Source organism: Pseudomonas sp. MYb13, from assembly GCF_002980075.1.
GTDB lineage: Bacteria > Pseudomonadota > Gammaproteobacteria > Pseudomonadales > Pseudomonadaceae > Aquipseudomonas > Aquipseudomonas lurida.
This window is the reverse complement of sequence record NZ_PCQI01000003.1, coordinates 44,276-62,368: the sequence shown is the minus strand read 5'-3', so window position 1 is coordinate 62,368 and position 18,093 is coordinate 44,276. Positions and strand designations below refer to the sequence as shown.

Below are 18,093 nucleotides of genomic sequence, written 5' to 3'. Positions count from 1 at the left end.
CAACGCAGGCCGCTCCACCACAACAGGGGCGGAATGCTCACTCAAGGATGGTCCTTCCAGTCGCGGCGTTAAACATGGCCTCGGCCATTTCCTCAATGTCATCACGCATGCATAGCTTCTCCAACCAGTCCGTCGGAATGCCTTGCACGCCATAGAACGCTCCCGCCAGCTGACCAACGATGGCGGCAGTGGTATCAGCATCATCACCCAGGTTCACGGCCGCCAACACTGCATCGACGAAGCTATTCGTGTGCTGTACACACCACAGCGCCGCCTCCAATGAAGCGACGGCGTAACCGGAACCGGTGATCTGCTCGCGGGGCTTGTTGGCGTATTTCCCTTGGGCAATTGCCACGACGTCTGGCGCAGTCAGGTCGGCGCAGGGGACGCTGAGCAAGTGCGTCTTGTGCGCCCCGTTCAAGGCGTTACACATTGCCCGTGCCAGCACCACGCAGCATTCGATTGCCTCCTGGGCGCCATGGGTCGTACGGGAGCCTTGACGGCAAAAGTCGTCGACGCTGTGCAGGTCGGGGAAGTAAAACAGCACCAGGGGAGCAAGGCGCATCATCGAACCGTTGCCCGCAGAAAAGGGATCGGTTGAACCTGCAAACGGGTCGCCGTTTTTCTCAAACGCCTCGAGCGCCGTGCGCACGGTCATGCCGATGTCGAAACAATCACCCGTGGAGCTCAAGTAGCCCCACTTCCACCAATTCAGGTAGCGCCCCATCTGGTCGGCCGCATCGAAACCACCTTTGCGCAGCAGGCTTTCAGCCAGGCACAGCGCCATTGAGGTATCGTCTGTCCATTGGCCGGGCTTCAGGTTGAAGGGCCCTCCCCCCACCATATCCGTAACCGGTGAGAATGTGCCGCGAGGCATGAACTCGACAGTGGTGCCGACCGCATCGCCGCACGCCAGGCCGAGCAAGCTGCCGCGATAACGATCCAAAAGCGTGAGAGACATGGGTCTTCCTTGAAAAGGTATTGAGTCAGGCATCACTCTACTTGACCAACCGCTTCTCCTTGGAGGGGCGGTATCCGAAATACGAGCTGTAACACTTACTGAAATGACTCGGCGACACAAACCCACACGCCACCAGCACCTCCACCTGCGACAACTCCGTGTGCTGCAACAGGCGCCGCGCTTCGGTCACGCGTAATTCCATGTAGTAGCGCTGCGGTGTGGTGCCCAATTGTTCCTTGAACAAACGCTCCAACTGGCGCCGCGATCGGCCGGCATAGACCGCCAGTTGATCCAGTTCCAGGGGTTCTTCGAGGTTGGTGTCCATCAGTTTCACGACCTCACGCAGGGGCGCGCTGACGTTGACGTTTTCCGTGGGCTTGATGCGGCGATAGCGCGACTCTTCGAAGGCCAGGATGTCTTCGATGCCTTCCACCAGCGCCTTGTCATGCAGGCCCTTGATCCAGTCCAGTGCCATATGGAACGCGCCGGACGGGCTCGACGCCGTCAGGCGATCCCGGTCGATCACGTAGGGTTCGCTGGTGACGTGGGCAGCCTTGGATACTTCCGCCAGCGCCGGGCGGTGTTCGGGGTGAATCGCGCAGCGATAGCCTTGCAACAGGCCCGCGCGACCGAGGAACCACGAGCCGTTCCACAAGCCAGCGAGGCTGATACCGTGTTCGGCGGCACTGCGCAGCAGGTGGATGAAGTCTTCGCTGGCCTTCAGCTCGGTGCGAAAACCGCCACAGATCACCAGTAGCGCCAGGTCTTGCAGGGCCGCCACATCAAGGCGCGCGTCCGGGCGGATGACCAGGCCCAGGTCGCTGATGACTTCGCCATCGTCCCAGCCAAAGGTGCGCGTGGCGAACAGCTCCGGACGCAGCAGGTTGGCGGTGACGAGTGTGTCGAGAGTCTGGGTGAATGCGGGCAGGGAGAAGTGTTCGAGCAACAGGAAGCCTACGCGGGTGACCGACGCAGGGTTGCAGGTCTCGTTGAGGTAGCGCAGGTTCTTGCCTTTCATGCCACCGCTGAATTGACGTCTTTCCATCGAGGGTTGGCCCACTTTTATTGTTGAGGCATGGCCGCCATCTTAGGGGTAAACACGTTGCCTGTCTCAGGCACTGAGCCTGAAAAAACCGTCCGCACTCAAAGCCCCCGGCACAACAGCTGCAGGCGCATCTGATACGGTTTTTTCTTTGCCATCTGCATCTGTATCGAAAAGCCACCTGGGCGGACAATAGCGCCATCCCCACCCCCTTCCCTTCGGAGGCCTTATGACCAAGATGGCACTTTTCCTGTTCGGCTTTTTGGTACTCACTATCGGTATCGGCCTGCTGGCAACCATCTCACCGGTTTAAGGCCGGCCGCCTCAGTTGACAAACAGCATCGGGTACAGCGAGAGCACCAGCAGGAGCGCCATCGACCCGTTGAACAGCCGCAACCACCGCGGCTCGCGCAACACATTACGCAAGCCGCTGCCGCAGCCGACCCATACACACACGCTGGGCAAGTTGACCACGGCAAACACCAACGCAATCACCAGCACATTGGTGACGTAGCCTTCGGCCGGCGTATAGGTGGTGATGGCGCCCAGCGCCATGATCCAGGCCTTGGGGTTCACCCACTGGAACGCCGCCGCGCCGAGGAAGGTCATGGGCTTACCTTGCTCGTCGTCGTTGTCGGACATGCCGCCCGCCGTCGCGATCTTCCACGCCAGGTACAGCAAGTACGCCGCCCCCACGTAGCGCAGCACGGTGTAGGCCCAAGGGAATACCTTGAACACCTCGCCCAATCCCAGGCCGACCGAGATCACCAGCACCATGAAGCCGATGCTGATCCCCAATGCGTGGGGCATCGACCGGCGGAAACCGAAGTTCACGCCCGAGGCGAGCAACATGGTGTTATTGGGCCCCGGCGTGATCGAGGATACGAAGGCGAACAGCACAAAAGCTGACAACAGGCTGGTAGACATGAACATGACGCGGCATCCAAACAGAAGTGGTATGCCCGTGACAGTAGAGGGTTAAGGGCCGCCCTGCCCCGTACAGCCAGGGGCGGATTGAGGCATACACTTTTTTGCCGAGGCTTTCACAAACCTTTCACAGACGACCGCCTATGGTGAACCCAGCTCCTAATGAACATCCTTTTAGCCCGCGCGCCCCACGCGGGCTTTTCTTTGCCCGCGATTTGCCACAGGCAAAAAAAGAGGCAGCCCTCTGCAGGGCTTGCCTCTTTTTGGCTGTCCGTTAACGCGGGCCTGGACCACCGCCTGGGCCGCCACCCTGACCGTGTCCGCCACCATGACCCCCACCACCGCCACCGCCCGGTGGCATGAATATCCAGCAGCCCGACAAGGTCGACAACAACGCGACCACCACAGCCGCCTTGGTTAGAACACTCAACTTCATGGCAACACTCTCTTACTTGGCGAGATCAACTTCTCGCTAGGTTTGACAGTGCCAACCGAAGTCCGTCACGGCGATCGTGTAACGCGTTGGTAGGCTTTGTATGCCTGACGATACAACGTGCCTTCACGTTCTGCGGCCGTGGCTCAGTACGCTGAACTGGCTGGATCCGGAGCGCACGGCTACCAGGTGCAGGGCCGGATTTCGAGGGATGCCCAGTTTTTGAAGAACCTCGCTTCGCCGCATAAGGCGTTAGGGCTGGGCTGGGCGTTGTGACACACTTCCTTGCCAAGCGCCGCCTGACACGAGGAAACCATGCTCCGTATTCATCAAGCGACCAGAACCGACATCGATGCCCTGCGCGAAGTCGGCTGTAGGACATATCAAGAACACTTTGCACAGATCTGGTCGCCTGCCGGGTTGCAAGCCTTCCTCGACCGCGACTTCTCCCCGGCCGCACTGGGCCAATCACTCGAATCATCCGACAGCCAGCTGTGGCTGCTCGCATCGGACGAAAGCTCGCAGGTTGTAGGCCTGGCTAAAATCAACTGGTCAGCGCCTGCTCCGATAACGGCTAAAATGGGCGCTGAGCTGCGCAAAATCTACTTTCTAAAATCTGCCGCTGGGCATGGGTATGGCAGGCAGCTTGTGCAATTCATTTGCGACCAAGCCGTACAGCGGGGGCACAACTTTCTTTGGCTGACGGTACTCAAGTCTAATCCGGATGCCCGGCGTTTTTACGAGGCGTGTGGATTCCAGTCGGTGGGGGAAATCCCGTTCAAGACGGACTTGGCTGAAATCGGAATGGATGTCATGGGCCTGAAACTGCAACAACCGGGGGACTGAATGGACGAGTTGATACAAGGGCTCGACGGCCCGAGGACCGCTCAGCAGGAATTGTTTTTCGACCTGGAGGACGCGGCGGCGATTATCGGTTGGTCGGTGGTTGAACTCACGGCGATGGCAGCTCGCGGCAGGACGCCGGATGAGGCCGTGACACTGATGAAAATATGCGCATTGCTGGCGGCGCAGCAGGAAAAAATTCACGGGTACGCAAATGAGGTGAAAGACCAGCGCATCGCCAGGTCTGAAATCATATAGCTGCGCTCGCTGACACACTCAAACAGGGAATTTACGCGTGGCATTTTCATTGGAAGAAAGAACGGCTTTACTCGCGCTCAAGGGCGTAGGTCCCATCATTATTAGCCGATTGGAGCAGATGGGGATCGAGTCAATGGACGCGCTTGCGCAATCGGATATCAATGACATCCTGGCGCAAGCGTCCGCCGCACTCGGGTCAACCTGCTGGAAGAACAGCCCTCAGGCGCGCGCAGCGATTACTGCGGCGGTGGAGCTTGCAAAGCGTTCAGGCAGGAGGAACGCGGGCCAGTAGTGGTGTTGATATGCTGGGGCAGACCAATGACGCTCGCCTGTCGTGGTCTGACCCGTTTTATCCCGGTTTACGATTCAAGGAACGATGAAGGACGCTGCATCTTCAATCATATACGAAGCACTCATCACCATCATGCCCGTAATAACGATGATGACAGCGCCAGCGAAGCACCAATACACAAAACTGAGTGCTCCAAAACAGTACGTTCGCCCTACCCAAAGCGCCCCTTGAACAACCCCCACTACGCACCCCAATGTCACCAAGACGACAATCATGGTGATACTGGCGACCCACGCGATCTGCCGAAAACTCATCCCTTCGAACAGTAGGCTTGCGCTAAACAGTGACATACCGGTTATTGACGCTACAGAACTCACCACACTTAGCACTTCTGACCACTTCATATCCATTCCTTAGAAAACACCTACCCAACGGGCTCAACTCACGCAGGGTTGACGGCAGTACGGTTATCAATCGAACTGACTGAAAAACTCACCCGAAATCATACTGTCCAGAAACGCTCTCTGTTCCGCCGTAACGAGGTTCCGTTGAGTAAACCCCTGTGCGTCCGGTGGTGCTAACCAACGAGCCTGTCGATCCATGGCAACGGCGACGAGCGCGGCTTGTTCTTCCGTGGTCATCGCGTTCACGTAGCCCCCCAGCGATGACAGCCACCGTACTGAGAAATCCAAGTCGAGGTACTCTTCCTCGGTAAATGCCAGGTGCCAGATAAACTCGAATGAGAGTTCTGCAAGGGCCTTCATCCATCGATTTCCTTATTCCGTTCCATGCCTGGTTATACGCATTGGTCCTGACCCTCCAGTAGAGGCTGGGAGTGAATGCCATAACGACCATTGTGCGTTGCTTTATTAAAGACGATAAAAAACCCGTAGACGCTAGTCTACGGGGTTTCTAAGAGTGGAGGCCGAGGTCGGAATCGAACCGGCGTAGGCGGATTTGCAATCCACGGGTATCCTGTTTATTTTCAATCAGTTACAAAAAAATCAATTCCGCACCGCCAGCATTTCTACCTAGCTTGAGCCCGTTGAAATCGGGAGGTTCTAATCTCGTTGCGGAATGGATTTACTATGCTTCATCGCCTGCCTGGATATTTCAATTTCGGTCTCCTACCACCGCCAGGTTTGGCCGATTAATGTCCGTTCCGACATACAGAAAACGACCCTAAGCGGAACTTTGCGAAGGTCCGCTTAGGGGGGGAATACAGCTGAGAGAAATTCGAATTGCTGCTATCCAAGGGGGTTGGCTCGGCAGCAACAAGATGCTTTAAAATCTCTGCCCTTCAGCACTCACTCGTATTCAATATTTTTTTCTTGCTTGTGATGCTCAGCGTGCGCAGCCTTGTTAACAATTTCAATATTATCAAGATCTAACGCCAAATCAGGATCATCAGCCCTTCTTATTATGTGGTGCGCCTGCGCATCCGACTCAAGCGGCTCACCCGTTTTTTGGCAAGCACTAATATTATCGCGTGCTATTTTTTCTTTTTTTAAATTTCTTTGCGCGGACCTATTTGTACTTTCGTTCAATAGACGTCGAATTCGAGATTTTGAATTATCCCTGAGCGCCTCTAAGCATCTATTACTTTCGATAAGCTTTTCATTCTTTACTACATCATAAAACTTCTCGATTCGTTCATCGATCGCGCGTCTTAATGCGGGCGTTCTAACAAAACGTTTGTTGCCGACTTTGAATTTATCTTCATCCGGCAGATTGTTGTAAAATTTCTTCGCACCTACAGTATCCGTACCCAACACAACGGGCAAAGCCGGGGTCCCAAGTGCAGTTTTTCCTTTATCATCGTAGACCCCATGCTGCTGAATGGCTTTACGTACTGTCTCAGCATGCTCTTTATCGACAAACTCACCAGCGTTAGGAAAATCCAGCGGAGTAGACTCTAACGAGGTTATAGTAATCTGGGCCTCTTCACCCTCGTCAGTCATCATTCTCTCCGAAAGCTTCATCATCTACAAGATTACTGCGAATATCATGTAATGCTTGGAAAGCCTGAGCTGATCTGGAATCCGTATTAATATCAGGGCGTATTATTTTAACAAGCCGCCTAAACCATTTTTTTGCGGCATCCGGATTCTCGTACATTTCATCAGTGATACCGAGCAAATCGTTTCGTTTCTTGCCATCATGCTCAATCAGATAGTAAATAACCTGCTGCCTTTCACTGGTGAACACTTGCTCAGAAAAAGGCAGCCACTTTTCCTTAAGAATTTTAAGCAACGCCAAAAAGTCGGCGTAAGAATTGGCGTTGACTTTTAATGGCGCCACTGCTTCTTCCAACTCAGATAGCAGAAAATCTAAATTGCCAATCTTTTCGAGGTCATGAACAGATGTTGCCTCAAGAATTTTTCTCATAGGGAGCACTCTGAAATTTGCATTTTCAAGCTTCAGCCATCACGCAACACAGGTCAACACTAAGATGCACACCGGGGAAAATAGGGAGGGCCTGGCTCCTCAGGATCGATTTTTGCGCGCTTTGGCGTCCTTTTCCGTCGCCTACGAGTTAAGGGAGATACGCGCAGCCTGCTTCAGGGAAGAATCCCCACAGGCCCTAGAATAGGCTTATTGGCGCTTCTAAAGCCCTTTGAACAAACCACACAGGCCCGGCAAAGGTCCCACATCTAGGCCTCAGATACCCCATATGGCTCCCTACGTGTATGCGTTCGGCGAATCCACCATGAGCACCACAGCCTACTCATGACCTGTTCACGTTTTGTTTCAGGTTTGTTTCACGGGAAGCTCGCCAAGATGCTGGACGTCGGTGATAAGTGGTGGCGTTTTAGCTTTAGAAAAAGACGCTTCAATGGGCCACCTGGCAATCATATCGAAACGTAATCTTTATCCTCTGACAGCCCATACCCGATGCGAATTGAAGCTCAACTAAGGATAGCCACGACGTATTTATTATGTAGATCCGCGATACTGCTTAAGTAAGGAATGAGCGCTGCTAGCTTCAAGCATCACCTTGGGCAAGGTACTTACTAACAGATCAGCTCCTTCGTAGAAAGATGAAGCAACCGCCATAGTAGCTAATGGATCTAGCTTCACAATCATTTCATATTGAAGCATAGCATCTGCGTCCCTATGCGCGATTGTGGCATGCCTGGCCGGGGATAGTAGTTGTTTTGCTTTAGCGTGCGCCTTGTTAATTTTTCGGAACGCCAAATTCATTTCCCCTATCAGTTCATCACTTATTCCGGCGAGCCTATAAGCCTCTTTCAACTTGTTTGCCGGCGCAACTTTTGCCATATCCCACTCATGTATGACAAGCAATATAATTCGCAGAGAAAGGTTTCTTTTCCACTCATCAGCGTGTGTCAATGCGTCAATTTTCACAGCCTGAATATCTTTTTCGGCCAGAAGAAAAAATAGTGAGAGATTGAAAAATATCTTCAGCGACTCGAAATGCATCGCGCTTTTACTTTTTTTAAAATTCTCGACAGTTGCATTAAGTGCTTCTGTCAAAGCTACCGAGTGCTTTCTCTCACGAATTACTAACTTAATACGCAGGTGATATCGGAGCACACCTTCAATGTAAGGCCGAAAAACCCTAATAGCTTTAATCGAAAACCATCGCCTTACTACCTGAGGTGGCTGATCAAACAGCTCCCTTTTTTTACCACCGCGCATAATCCCCTCTCCGAAAACCTCTAACGCCAATCCACAAGCCAGCCAAGCACACCCAACCAAATTTCGCATATAAACGCGCGATACCGTCTTATTTCTACGAACTGCATCTAAACTTTTTTTGGCATTCAGGCGCACTGCACATCTGCTCTGTATAGAATACGGTCATTGAAAAAAATCACAAGAATAGGGATTCGAACCCGACCTGCTCACTCCATAGCCCGCTACAGGCCGCAATTACAGGAAGTTTCTGGGCGACTGCAAGGCCAGAAACGGCCCAGGGCGGGCTACAATTTGCCCTAAATTTGCCCTAAACCTTGCAGCCGGTCTCGGAGCACATTCATGGCGCAAATTAAAACAGCGTAGTAGCCTGAGGCCACCTTTACCCATAGAGAGCTACAATGACGACACCTATCAAGCTTGGCGAGTCCCCCCTTTTCAGGGCAGCCCTTCTTGTGCCAATTATGTCTGGCGCGCTGCTATTTGTTGCGTCATCTATTTCAAACAATAATTTTACCATGTGCTTTTCATCAGGTTGCATTAACAATTTCTTCGAATTATATAAATTCCCTTTATCAATCCTAGGCCTTTCTGTTCCACTAACAGCAATCGTAGCAGCACTTCATCGGTCAGATGAGGCGCATCTACAAATTGAAGAAACACTCAAACAGAACACGTTCAACAACTACATAAAACACCAAGAAGAATTTTTCAAACTATTAGAAAAAATCGAATTAAAATGCTCTTGCCGATTTACCGACCCACTAACCTTATATCGACGCATATTTCCAAAAAACAACTATTCATATTTCTCGTTCGCTGCACATTCCAAACAAGAAACCGTCGATCCCAACACCAATAATTTTCTCGAATTATTACGAATACAGACATTCGACTTCAAGACTATTTTGTATAATCCTGCTACTGATGAAAGTGCGTTAATTGCCCTCTTAATCGACATTCAAGATCTGGTGAAAATCTTACACCTTCAACCATCGGTCGAAACACTAGAGCAGTTCAAAAACACCAAATACGTATGGCCTGAAGACGCTGCACGAAGCGCCACCGACAACTTAAAGACTATACAAAGAGAACTCTACTCATTTGGATTCTATAAATCTAACGCTCGCAACGATAGAGAGGTGCTAGCGACGTACATTCGACTACCAAACTCTCACACTACGTATATGAACAACACTAAACACGCAGCTCAACTCGCCCTAGAAATTGAAAATGATATTTAGGCACTTGTACAAGCAGCGATATTAGAGCAATCCCCCTAAAGCGGAAGGCTCCCAGTTCATAATCTCCAACTCGCCACTTACTTCGGCCTTACCCTGGCGCTGATTGGAGTAGCAATAGCAGAAGTCCATCGTCTCGAAACGGAAGCCATCGAACAAACGACGACTGCCCGGATGATCATTGATGCTGACCATTACCTTGCCTCTACCGCGCCGCATGAAGTCGGCCATACGCCAAAGAGGCCGCCATCCAAGTGCGCGGCCAGGGCGACCAGTTTGTCACCTTCCATATTGAGCAGCTACGCAGGCCATGCCCCATGATGAGTCTAAAAAGGGGAGGGAATGTCACTACAGCTCAAGCGGTCTAGAGCAACTCTTTCTCAGTAATCGAAGTAATATCCTTAAAGTCTATTGTGTAGTCTATATTGGTATTGACAGTGTCATCCGTTCGATCCCTGAAATTATATGTCCAGTTGGATTGCTTGCCGGTCTTCAGGAATTCTTCAAACGCGCGTCGGATGTTTGCCGGTCCTGGCATGGCTACCGGGCGATGTGTGAATAGGATCTCGGCCCCTGATTTGTATCTCACCGAAAATTGGACTGCCATGTTTCCTCCGTTATGCGCGCGCTATCTGTCTACGTTGCATCAAGCGTAGTCCAAGATTGGAGGTATGAGACAGGAAGGGAGTAATGACAGGGGCGAGTCTATCGTGCGGCGCCAGCTATAACTCGCCTAAATCTTTAGCCAACGGATGCGCAAAATTAAAGAATCACATTACTGAACCGTACCAATAGGTGGATCGCCATGCTCGGTTTTGAAAAGCTCCTTAAGAGGGCGGGCACTGTTCGCCTCCAGTGAGCAGACAGATAAGTCAGAGCTGGAAGGGCTGCTCATGGCCGCTTTCTGCCTGTACTGCCCGGCAGCGGTCCGTTCCGGCATGGCGGTATCGCGCTAGGCTCAAGCACGCCGAGAGCTGCCGTTATTTGCATGTGATGGACCAAAGCTGATCTAGCTTGGTCGTGTAGTTCTGGCTCATCATCTCCCGGCGCATAGCCCAATCTGGGGTCGAAGGCACACTGGCCGAGCGCAATGTCCCCCTCCCCCACCGCCCATTAATCTGATCAAGCACCGTCATTACCCGAGTTGCTTCGGCTGGTTGCGATGTAGCGAACAGATCATCGGTATATTCCCCGTGCTGGCACAGATTGAGCAACGTCACCTCAGCCTTGCTGTACTTGAATCCTGTCCGAAAGATTCGATCAAGGGAGTCTACTGCTGCTTTAGTGAGCAGACGCACGTCATCCGTGGGATACGGCATATCTACCACCACTCCATTGGCGTATTTCGCCTCATCTGGATTGAACATGCCGGTGCGGATGCAAACGCGTACCTTCTTGCAAAGCGAGTTCTGAGCGCGGAGTTTCTCAGAGGCACGCATCACGTAGGTGGCCACCGCCTCCTTGATGGGTGGCAGCTCCGTTAGTAGCTTGCCAAACATGCGACTGCAGCAGATCTCCTGCTTTGGTGGATCCGGCTCATCCAGCTCCAAGCATGAGGTGCCCGCCAGTTCGCGGGCAGTCTTCTCGATCACCACGCTGAATTTGTTGCGGAGAGTCCAGGGATCAGCCTTCGCCAAGTCCATGGCCGACTTGATCCCCATTGCATCAAGATGGAGTTTCATCTTGCGGCCAACGCCCCACACCTCCGCCACGTCCGTATTGCGCGGCACCCAGTCACGCTTAACCGGATCAGTGATGTTGACCACCCCACCGGTCTGGGACTGCAGGCGCTTCGCGGTGTGGTTTGCCAGCTTCGCCAGTGTCTTTGTGTGAGCGATACCAACACCAACAGGGATTCCAGTGAGGGCCAACCGTGAGATCGCCCTACTCTCCCATGCATTCACCATTGCACGAGAATGGGGGCTGACTGACAAAGCAAACCCTTGCTTTGGCGTTCGCCGCAACAAGGAAAAGCCACGGGACTATTATGCCGGTGCAACCGTATGGAACGCGGTATACGCGGAAGCGATACAGGAACTCAAGGACGCGATGGATCTGGCCTACCTGACCGGCCAACGTCCCGCTGATGTGCTCAAGATTGCAGCCACCGACTTGAACAATGGCTTTTTGCTGATTGGTCAGGGCAAGACCGAAAAACGTCTCCGTCTTCGTTTGGAAGATGACGGAATCCAATCCGGCCTGAGTAGCTTTATCGACGACCTGCAAGAGCGCAGAGCCGTCAATGGAATCCGCACGTCAACTTTGATCACAAACGCGTCTGGACTTCGGATGAGCCAGCAGATGCTGCGTAATCGGTGGGACGACGCACGAGAGAAGGCAGCAATCAAAGCGTCAGCTGATGGTGATCCCGCGCTGGCAACGAGCATTCGTCAGTTTCAGTTCAAGGATATCAGACCAAAAGCTGCCAGCGAGATCGAGCTGACGCACGCTAGCCGCCTACTAGGTCACTCCACAGAGGAAATGACCAAGAAGGTATATCGGCGAGTCGGTGAAATTGTGAAGCCTACGAAATGACACGTTACTACCTGTACGACAGGCAGAAAACGGCCAGAAGCGGACGTTCACCAAGACTCTATTTTGAGATTTAGAAGCGCCTACAGAGCCGGGGATAACTCATATAGATATGGCGATTATCAGACCGAGGCAGAAGCTCTTGAACCGGCGTACCACCAAGCACGCCAGCTCATGATCAAGCGACTCAGAATGGGGTATCAGTATCCGAACCATCTGCCCCAGCTGAGAATGGCTTAGGAGACTGCGCTACAATGGGGATCACCAAGGACGCAGCAGTGCGCAATGGCTCGACAGCGCCTACGTTACCAGACTCCCCGGAAACAACGATAAGTGCATCCTCCTCAACTGCAGTGCCGCCAGTAATTCCGAACAACTTCTCATCTTCTGGCTCATCCTCTACAGGATCTAAATCAACAAAGTCTCGTCCCATCATCATTTTATAATGAGGCATATGTTCCATAGCCTTAAAGACCTTGAAGAAGATCTTCATATAACTGTGTGCCATACCATCGCTTATTGCCACGTATAGATCATCTGGCGAATAGTGGGATCCGTCGTTAACCCAACTAATTAATGATTGACACTGAACTTTCTCCTGGCCTTCGAACTTGTCGATGATGATATGCGTATCTATGTTTCCTAGAATTTTGAAGTAGTTCTCCAAAATCCTACGCATGGTATTTTGAATGGTAAGCGCCGGCAATGGTTTTTTCGTCAACTCTGCCCACAGCAACTGATAGGACGTCTTAATCGGATTGTTCTCAAAGCCTTCAATCTTCGAGAAATGATCGGGCTTGCGTACTACCCAAAACGTCTCATCCTTAATAGAAGTATCTCCAGCCCTCTGGGGGTTAAAGGTAATTTCTTTATGAAAGTGGACGTTATGGGTCAGGACAAAGACCTGTTTTAGGTTATTCCCCTTCTGGCGAACCTCGTGAAAGAGCTTTTTGATCAAGCTGCTCACGATGAACAGCACATCGCTATCCAAGCTTGAAACCGGGTCATCAATGACGACTATTCGATCAGTACTGATACCTGAGGTCGAGATACTTCCCCTAAGCAAATGATAGAAGTACAGGAAAGTAACGAAGGTCTTTTCGCCTTCGCTGAGCGTTGCTTTAGCATCAGTTCCATCGCTTCTGATCAGGCGATATGAATTATCGGCACACGCAGGATCTAGGGAGAAGCTCCGAAACCCAAAGTCTTTCAGGATTTTATTGATCGCAATGACAGTAGGTCTCACACTTGTCAGCAAAGCTTCAATCTTTGCAATTTCTGCGTCAACTGTGGATATATCTACCGTTGCCTTATCGACGCTTGCAGTGATGCCATCAATTGCTTTGCCCACGCGACCCACATCTTTAGTGTAATCAGCAAGAGTGTCCTTAAGCTCAACATCCAGAAGATACCGCCACACCGCATCTGTTAACTTATTCTGCTCAACGGAGAACCCAGAAACAAGACGATTATGTTCAGATACCTTGAGGTTAGCTGAATTGATCAGCTCAGAAACTCTAAGCGGAATTTCTGCAAGACCTTCCAACTCCACGTCAATACTAGGGCTAGCCACCTTGTGTTCGATGCGTTGCCTGTTCACCAACATGATTGCATTCAGGGCCTGCAATTCAAGATCAAGTTTCTCTTTATCTAGATGCGAACAATCCGTGGCCAGGACTGTTTGAGCCCGGGCTAACAGACCATCTGCTATTGCGTTATAAGTATCCCGAAACTGCGAAAGAGCTCTAGTTTCAGCTTCGAATGTTTCGTCGAAATAATCCTCAAGGCTTTTTTCGAACTCATGCGGCAATTTCTGTTGACAGAAAGGACAGTCATCGTCGGTATGGCCCAAGTACTTCATACCTTGTCTAATCCAGTCACTGTTCCCCAGGTGCTGGATCATCGCAGATACATTGACATCTTCTTTGCCGACTACTTTCTTACCTAGGACAGGGTTTTGCTCAAGCGCGACCAAGCGAGACAGGTCAAGATCGGAGACAGCATTCATGGGTAATGGTGCGTCACCATAAAGTACGTTTGCGCGTTTGCGCAGGTCTTCGATATCAACCAACGGGGAGGAGTTGCTTTTGCTCTCCTGCAGAACCCTATTTTTGAAGGCCTCCCTGTTATTTCTTAGGCCTTTAAAAGCCCCGTGAAACTCATCATCGTGCTTCTGCTTTTGTTCCCAACACCGTCCTACCAGTTTTTCTTCCAGGGCATTTTTTTCGGCGATCTTCCCGCTCTTACCGTCTGGACCATTCAGGTTTTCTTGCGCTCTGGTTTTGAATAGCGCGTGGCGGTCTCTTTCCTTCTTGAGCTCTTCCAGGTGATCAAGTTGCGACTGCTCGGCCTGGCCCAGCGTGAACACACCTTTGAACTGCTTCGAGTCAGTGAAATTCGAAGCGATGAAATCGTTGTTGTAGACCATTGCCGGAATCGGATCGCCCTTCGCCCACGTGACCCTGGAGGTAGCTGATAGCGCTGGGTTGTTTATCAGCCTGCTGATCGTTGTCTTGCCTGCTCCGTTTGCACCGTAGAAGTAGTTCACAGCCTTGAGGTTTTGAATCGTTTCGGAGGTTACAGGGCTGTAGGTTGCTATGCCGGAAAGGGTGATCGATTCAATCATGTCTCGCATCCGTGGAGAGGAAACGTTAGGGAACAAGCCAAGGGGCGGCCTTAGATATGGCGCACGTCATCCTAGAACTCTGAGTAGGCAGTGGCCTTTTGCTTCCTCAACGTAGACCAATACACCAGCTTGTGAAGACGGTAGCAATCGAAAACTACCGCCGCGAACCCAACTGTAGTGATCTACTCCTGTTTTTTGGCAATCTGGGGAGTGGTCAAGCGCGTCCTACGCAACTCGACAACAGCTAGCCACTCTGCATCTTCAACATGCGCATCATCTAAAAGGAACCATCTCAGATTTATTTTTCTATCGTTGTCCGCTTCTGGCCGTTAGTAGACGCTGAGGCTCCTTAGCCTCGAGCACAATCCCACGTCCAATCGAGGAGAGGCATGCCGATAACGGCGTCTTAAATTTCTCGAAAAAAGGTAGGGATGCGGAAGCGATCCGAAAAATTGCGGAAGCGATGACCAAATCGCAGGCAATAAAAAACCCCGTAGACGTTAATCTACGGGGCTTCTAAGAGTGGAGGCCGAGGTCGGAATCGAACCGGCGTAGGCGGATTTGCAATCCGCTGCATAACCATTTTGCTACTCGGCCTCAAACGATCAATGTCCCAACTGCTGACACTCACCGCATAAAAACTTGAGTGGGCTGTATAACCCTGCCTCTACTCTAACTTATTGAATACATTGAAGTTTTTAATGCTTCGTTGCGTTCGATGGGCGCCATTATGTACGTATTTGCGAACGCGTGCAACCCCTTGATTTCAAAAATATTTCGTATTGGCATCAAGGGGTTGCGGTGTTGCCCTACTCCTTGATGCGCAGTTGTTGGTACTGCGGGTCGGCCTTGATCTGGGCTTCTGTGAACGGCAGCGGGTTGAGTTTTTTCTGGGAGAACGCCTGGGTTTGGTCCTTGGCATGCGCGGAGGCCGGGTTGCTGGACTCGGAGAACGCGAGGACGCCCTGGGCATGCGGGCCCTGGTCGTCGAAGGTGACGATTTGCAGGTAGCTGGTGCCACTGACGACTTCGCGTTTGCCGTCGGCGCGGGGCACGGTTTGCATGGCGTTGTAGATGCCCAGTTCCTGCGGGCCACCGTGGATGGGGGTTTGGCCGGAGACCTGGACGTCGCCCCATGTGCTGTCGGCGGCCAGGCCGAGTTTGGCGACGTCGGACGTTGAGGCGAGCATGGCTTCGCGCAAGGCTTTGGCGACGTCGGCGCGGTCGATGGCCACGCCACGTGGGGTGGTGAGCGGCTGGGCCGGGTCGAAGGCCACGCGCCAGGCGTCAGGGATTTGCTGCAGGTGCTCCACCAGGTTGATGAAGTGCACCAGGCCAATGCCGCTGTTGAGGTTGGCGCGCTGGTCCCAGTTTTTCAGGCTGCTGCACAGGGGTTGCAGGGCGGTGGCGTCGGCGCCGAGGTGGTTGGCGCAGAAATCGAGCAGGTCGGGCATGACTTGGCCAGCCAGGTACACCTCGTTGTCCATCACCATGTTTTGCAGGTCGGTGACGCTGATCGGCTTTGTCAAAGATTGCAGGCGTTGCAGGGCAAAACGTGCGCGCGGGCCGAGGCCGATGTGGTCTTGGCTGATCACCGGGGAAAAGCCCGTCAGTGGCGCCTTGGGGTTGGCCAGCCACGCCGAGTCGTTGGAATGCTGGACGTAGTCGGTGCGTTGCAGTTGCGGCAGTTGGTCGGCCGCGAAGATACCGGCCTGAGCGGCGCGTGGGTTGACGTCCCAGGCACAGGCGCTGTGGGCGCCGTCGAGCATGACCATCTGCAAGCCCGCGCGTGGGTCACTGCACTGCGCGAGCTTGGCCGCGCTGACGTTGGGCACCACCGACTGGTTCATGTACAGGCTTTCGCCCTGGTCATCGGTGGCCAGGGTGTTGACCCACGGGATGCCTTGCAGGGTGTGCACCGAAGTTTTCAGTTCATTGAGGCTGGTGGCGCGGTTCATCGCGTACCACTGTTGCAGCACGCGGTCGTTGCCCAGGTTGGCGTCGCGCAGGCTGAAGGCGTAGTGGCTGTCCCAGTCGAGCTTGCCAGGCCATTGCACCACTGGACCGAATTGCGAGCTATAGACTGTGTGCGACTGGTCCTTGAGGCTGCCATCCGCTTGTTTGACTTGCACGGTTACCGTGGTTTTATCCAGCGGCAGCGACTGGCCATCGAGCATGTAGCGCGTAGCGTCCTTGGGATCCAGGGTCAGGCGGTACAGCGTGAAGTGCTTGGACGTGTCCACGGTGTGGGTCCAGGCCACATGCCTGTTAAACCCAATGTTGACCACTGGCAGGCCCGGAAGCGCGGCGCCCATCACGTCCAACTGGCCGGGGATGGTCAGGTGCATCTCATAGAAGCGCATCCCCCCCACCCACGGAAAATGCGGATTGGCCAGCAGCATGCCGCGCCCGTTGAAAGAGCGATCACGGCCCACCGCCACCGCGTTACTGCCGCGATCAAAGGCGAAGCGCTGCTGGTTGGCAGCGACGCGTTCAAACGCCTTGGCGCTGGTGGTCACGCTGGCCGCCGCTTGGGGTGGTGTCGCGCCAACCAGGGCTTCGGCGAACTGCCCGACGCCACCTTCTACCAGCAGCCGACGGGTCAATTTGACCACGTCTTCAGTCGCCAGTGGTCGCACCCAGGCCGCCTGGCACTGGGCGGGCGCGCCCTGCTCTTGCAGATAACGGTTATAGCCGGCCACGTAGCCTTCAATGCGCTGCTGGATCTGCGGGCTCTGCGCTTTCCAGAATGCGGCGACCGCCTGCGGCGTATTGAGCCAGCTAAAGAACAGGTCGCTGGCCAGGTTATTACGCTCCTCCAGGGTCGCCTGCTCAGGGCCGAAGAACTTGGCGCGCTGGCCATTCACCGTGACCACTTCGTTGGCCAGCAGGCACAGGTTGTCCTGGGCGTAGGCGTAGCCAATGCCGAAGCCCAGGCCTCGCTCATCGTTGGCGCGGATATGCGGCACACCGTAGCTGGTACGACGGACGTCCGCCGACGCGTGTGCCACCGGCTCCCGCGCCGAGGCGACCACGCTCAGCCCCAGCAATACCCCCGCCACACATACCCTGGACAACCCATTGGAAATAATCACGCAGACTCCACCGTCAGATTTAACCGCCTCACTAGGGCTGATAACCCCACCGTAAGAACGCAAACCACCGGGAATAATTTAGCGCGAGGGGACGTTTATTGAGGGCGGCGCAGGTGTGACAAAACCGATACCGACAAAATTTCTACATCCGGCACTTCATGATTTTGCTCGCTCGTTCGTCTT

General features: G+C 53.2%; 14 protein-coding genes, 1 tRNA gene and 3 pseudogenes. 5 read left to right on the top strand and 13 right to left on the bottom strand.

Translation table 11 applies throughout. The features are described 5' to 3' along the window. Positions 1 to 37: 37 nt before the first annotated feature. The 3 genes from CQ002_RS07165 to CQ002_RS07155 form a co-directional block, all read right to left on the bottom strand. Complete coding sequence (locus CQ002_RS07165; protein WP_105162320.1) at positions 38 to 961, bottom strand: ADP-ribosylglycohydrolase family protein; 924 nt, start codon at positions 959 to 961, stop codon at positions 38 to 40. Between the two features lie 37 nt (positions 962 to 998). Continuing rightward, positions 999 to 1,979: a GlxA family transcriptional regulator gene (locus CQ002_RS07160; RefSeq protein WP_052211099.1), complete on the bottom strand. Its 981-nt coding sequence runs from the start codon at positions 1,977 to 1,979 to the stop codon at positions 999 to 1,001. Positions 1,980 to 2,327: 348 nt separating this feature from the next. Continuing rightward, positions 2,328 to 2,936 carry a LysE family translocator gene (locus tag CQ002_RS07155; RefSeq protein WP_034105062.1) on the bottom strand — a complete coding sequence of 203 codons (609 nt, stop codon included), beginning with the start codon at positions 2,934 to 2,936 and terminating at the stop codon, positions 2,328 to 2,330. A 742-nt stretch (positions 2,937 to 3,678) separates the two neighbouring features. Between CQ002_RS07155 and CQ002_RS07150 the strand changes: the two genes are divergently transcribed. The 3 genes from CQ002_RS07150 to CQ002_RS07140 are packed head-to-tail and all read left to right on the top strand — an operon-like array spanning position 3,679 to position 4,756. After that, positions 3,679 to 4,209, top strand: a complete 531-nt coding sequence (locus CQ002_RS07150) for a GNAT family N-acetyltransferase (protein WP_034105060.1) — start codon at positions 3,679 to 3,681, stop codon at positions 4,207 to 4,209. Further along, positions 4,210 to 4,464, top strand: a complete 255-nt coding sequence (locus tag CQ002_RS07145) for a hypothetical protein (protein WP_034105058.1) — start codon at positions 4,210 to 4,212, stop codon at positions 4,462 to 4,464. It abuts the gene before it with no gap. Positions 4,465 to 4,501: 37 nt separating this feature from the next. Further along, positions 4,502 to 4,756: a Pathogenicity locus gene (locus CQ002_RS07140; RefSeq protein WP_105162321.1), complete on the top strand. Its 255-nt coding sequence runs from the start codon at positions 4,502 to 4,504 to the stop codon at positions 4,754 to 4,756. Between the two features lie 74 nt (positions 4,757 to 4,830). Here CQ002_RS07140 and CQ002_RS07135 read toward each other — a convergent pair whose 3' ends face one another. The 5 genes from CQ002_RS07135 to CQ002_RS07115 all read right to left on the bottom strand — a co-directional run bounded on the left by CQ002_RS07135 (position 4,831) and on the right by CQ002_RS07115 (position 8,554). Continuing rightward, positions 4,831 to 5,160, bottom strand: a complete 330-nt coding sequence (locus CQ002_RS07135; RefSeq protein ID WP_034105054.1) for a hypothetical protein — start codon at positions 5,158 to 5,160, stop codon at positions 4,831 to 4,833. A 66-nt stretch (positions 5,161 to 5,226) separates the two neighbouring features. Next, complete coding sequence (locus CQ002_RS07130) at positions 5,227 to 5,520, bottom strand: hypothetical protein (RefSeq protein ID WP_105162322.1); 294 nt, start codon at positions 5,518 to 5,520, stop codon at positions 5,227 to 5,229. A gap of 543 nt (positions 5,521 to 6,063) precedes the next feature. Further along, on the bottom strand, positions 6,064 to 6,717 hold the full coding sequence (locus CQ002_RS07125) for a hypothetical protein (RefSeq protein WP_105162323.1): 654 nt from the start codon (positions 6,715 to 6,717) through the stop codon (positions 6,064 to 6,066). Beyond that, the gene (locus CQ002_RS07120; protein WP_105162324.1) at positions 6,710 to 7,144 is read right to left on the bottom strand and encodes a hypothetical protein; all 435 of its coding nucleotides are present in this window, start codon (positions 7,142 to 7,144) and stop codon (positions 6,710 to 6,712) included. The genes CQ002_RS07125 and CQ002_RS07120 overlap by 8 nt, the downstream gene beginning before the upstream one ends. Positions 7,145 to 7,693: 549 nt before the next feature. Then, complete coding sequence (locus CQ002_RS07115; protein WP_234010316.1) at positions 7,694 to 8,554, bottom strand: hypothetical protein; 861 nt, start codon at positions 8,552 to 8,554, stop codon at positions 7,694 to 7,696. Positions 8,555 to 8,817: 263 nt separating this feature from the next. Between CQ002_RS07115 and CQ002_RS28110 the strand changes: the two genes are divergently transcribed. Next, entirely contained in the window at positions 8,818 to 9,660 is an 843-nt protein-coding gene (locus CQ002_RS28110) for a hypothetical protein (protein WP_146117457.1), read from the top strand. 21 nt (positions 9,661 to 9,681) lie between these two features. Here CQ002_RS28110 and CQ002_RS07110 read toward each other — a convergent pair. Both CQ002_RS07110 and CQ002_RS07100 read right to left on the bottom strand, forming a co-directional pair. Beyond that, positions 9,682 to 9,891 (bottom strand): annotated as a pseudogene (locus tag CQ002_RS07110) (DNA adenine methylase); the annotation flags it as partial. A gap of 746 nt (positions 9,892 to 10,637) precedes the next feature. Next, positions 10,638 to 11,528: pseudogene (locus CQ002_RS07100) on the bottom strand (DUF4113 domain-containing protein); the annotation flags it as partial. On the opposite strand from CQ002_RS07100, the pseudogene CQ002_RS07095 reads away from it, so the two are divergent. Continuing rightward, positions 11,521 to 12,192 (top strand): annotated as a pseudogene (locus tag CQ002_RS07095) (tyrosine-type recombinase/integrase); the annotation flags it as partial. The pseudogenes CQ002_RS07100 and CQ002_RS07095 sit on opposite strands and share 8 nt — an antisense overlap. Positions 12,193 to 12,376: 184 nt before the next feature. Here the strand turns inward: CQ002_RS07095 and CQ002_RS07090 are convergent. The 3 genes from CQ002_RS07090 to CQ002_RS07080 form a co-directional block, all read right to left on the bottom strand. Further along, positions 12,377 to 14,815, bottom strand: a complete 2,439-nt coding sequence (locus tag CQ002_RS07090) for an AAA family ATPase (RefSeq protein ID WP_105162327.1) — start codon at positions 14,813 to 14,815, stop codon at positions 12,377 to 12,379. Positions 14,816 to 15,338: 523 nt separating this feature from the next. Further along, positions 15,339 to 15,412, bottom strand: a tRNA-Cys gene (locus CQ002_RS07085). Positions 15,413 to 15,624: 212 nt separating this feature from the next. Beyond that, a complete protein-coding gene (locus CQ002_RS07080; RefSeq protein ID WP_105162328.1) occupies positions 15,625 to 17,910 on the bottom strand; it encodes an acylase in 2,286 nt (761 codons plus the stop codon). Between the last annotated feature and the right edge of the window lie 183 nt (positions 17,911 to 18,093).

Coding starts and splice junctions, on each gene's coding strand:
- CQ002_RS07130 (WP_105162322.1), bottom strand. CDS start 5,520: ATGAAGGCCCTTGCAGAACTCTCATTCGAGTTTATCTGGCACCTGGCA.
- CQ002_RS07145 (WP_034105058.1), top strand. CDS start 4,210: ATGGACGAGTTGATACAAGGGCTCGACGGCCCGAGGACCGCTCAGCAG.
- CQ002_RS07120 (WP_105162324.1), bottom strand. CDS start 7,144: ATGAGAAAAATTCTTGAGGCAACATCTGTTCATGACCTCGAAAAGATT.
- CQ002_RS07150 (WP_034105060.1), top strand. CDS start 3,679: ATGCTCCGTATTCATCAAGCGACCAGAACCGACATCGATGCCCTGCGC.
- CQ002_RS07160 (WP_052211099.1), bottom strand. CDS start 1,979: ATGAAAGGCAAGAACCTGCGCTACCTCAACGAGACCTGCAACCCTGCG.
- CQ002_RS28110 (WP_146117457.1), top strand. CDS start 8,818: ATGACGACACCTATCAAGCTTGGCGAGTCCCCCCTTTTCAGGGCAGCC.
- CQ002_RS07135 (WP_034105054.1), bottom strand. CDS start 5,160: ATGAAGTGGTCAGAAGTGCTAAGTGTGGTGAGTTCTGTAGCGTCAATA.
- CQ002_RS07155 (WP_034105062.1), bottom strand. CDS start 2,936: ATGTTCATGTCTACCAGCCTGTTGTCAGCTTTTGTGCTGTTCGCCTTC.
- CQ002_RS07090 (WP_105162327.1), bottom strand. CDS start 14,815: ATGATTGAATCGATCACCCTTTCCGGCATAGCAACCTACAGCCCTGTA.
- CQ002_RS07165 (WP_105162320.1), bottom strand. CDS start 961: ATGTCTCTCACGCTTTTGGATCGTTATCGCGGCAGCTTGCTCGGCCTG.
- CQ002_RS07125 (WP_105162323.1), bottom strand. CDS start 6,717: ATGACTGACGAGGGTGAAGAGGCCCAGATTACTATAACCTCGTTAGAG.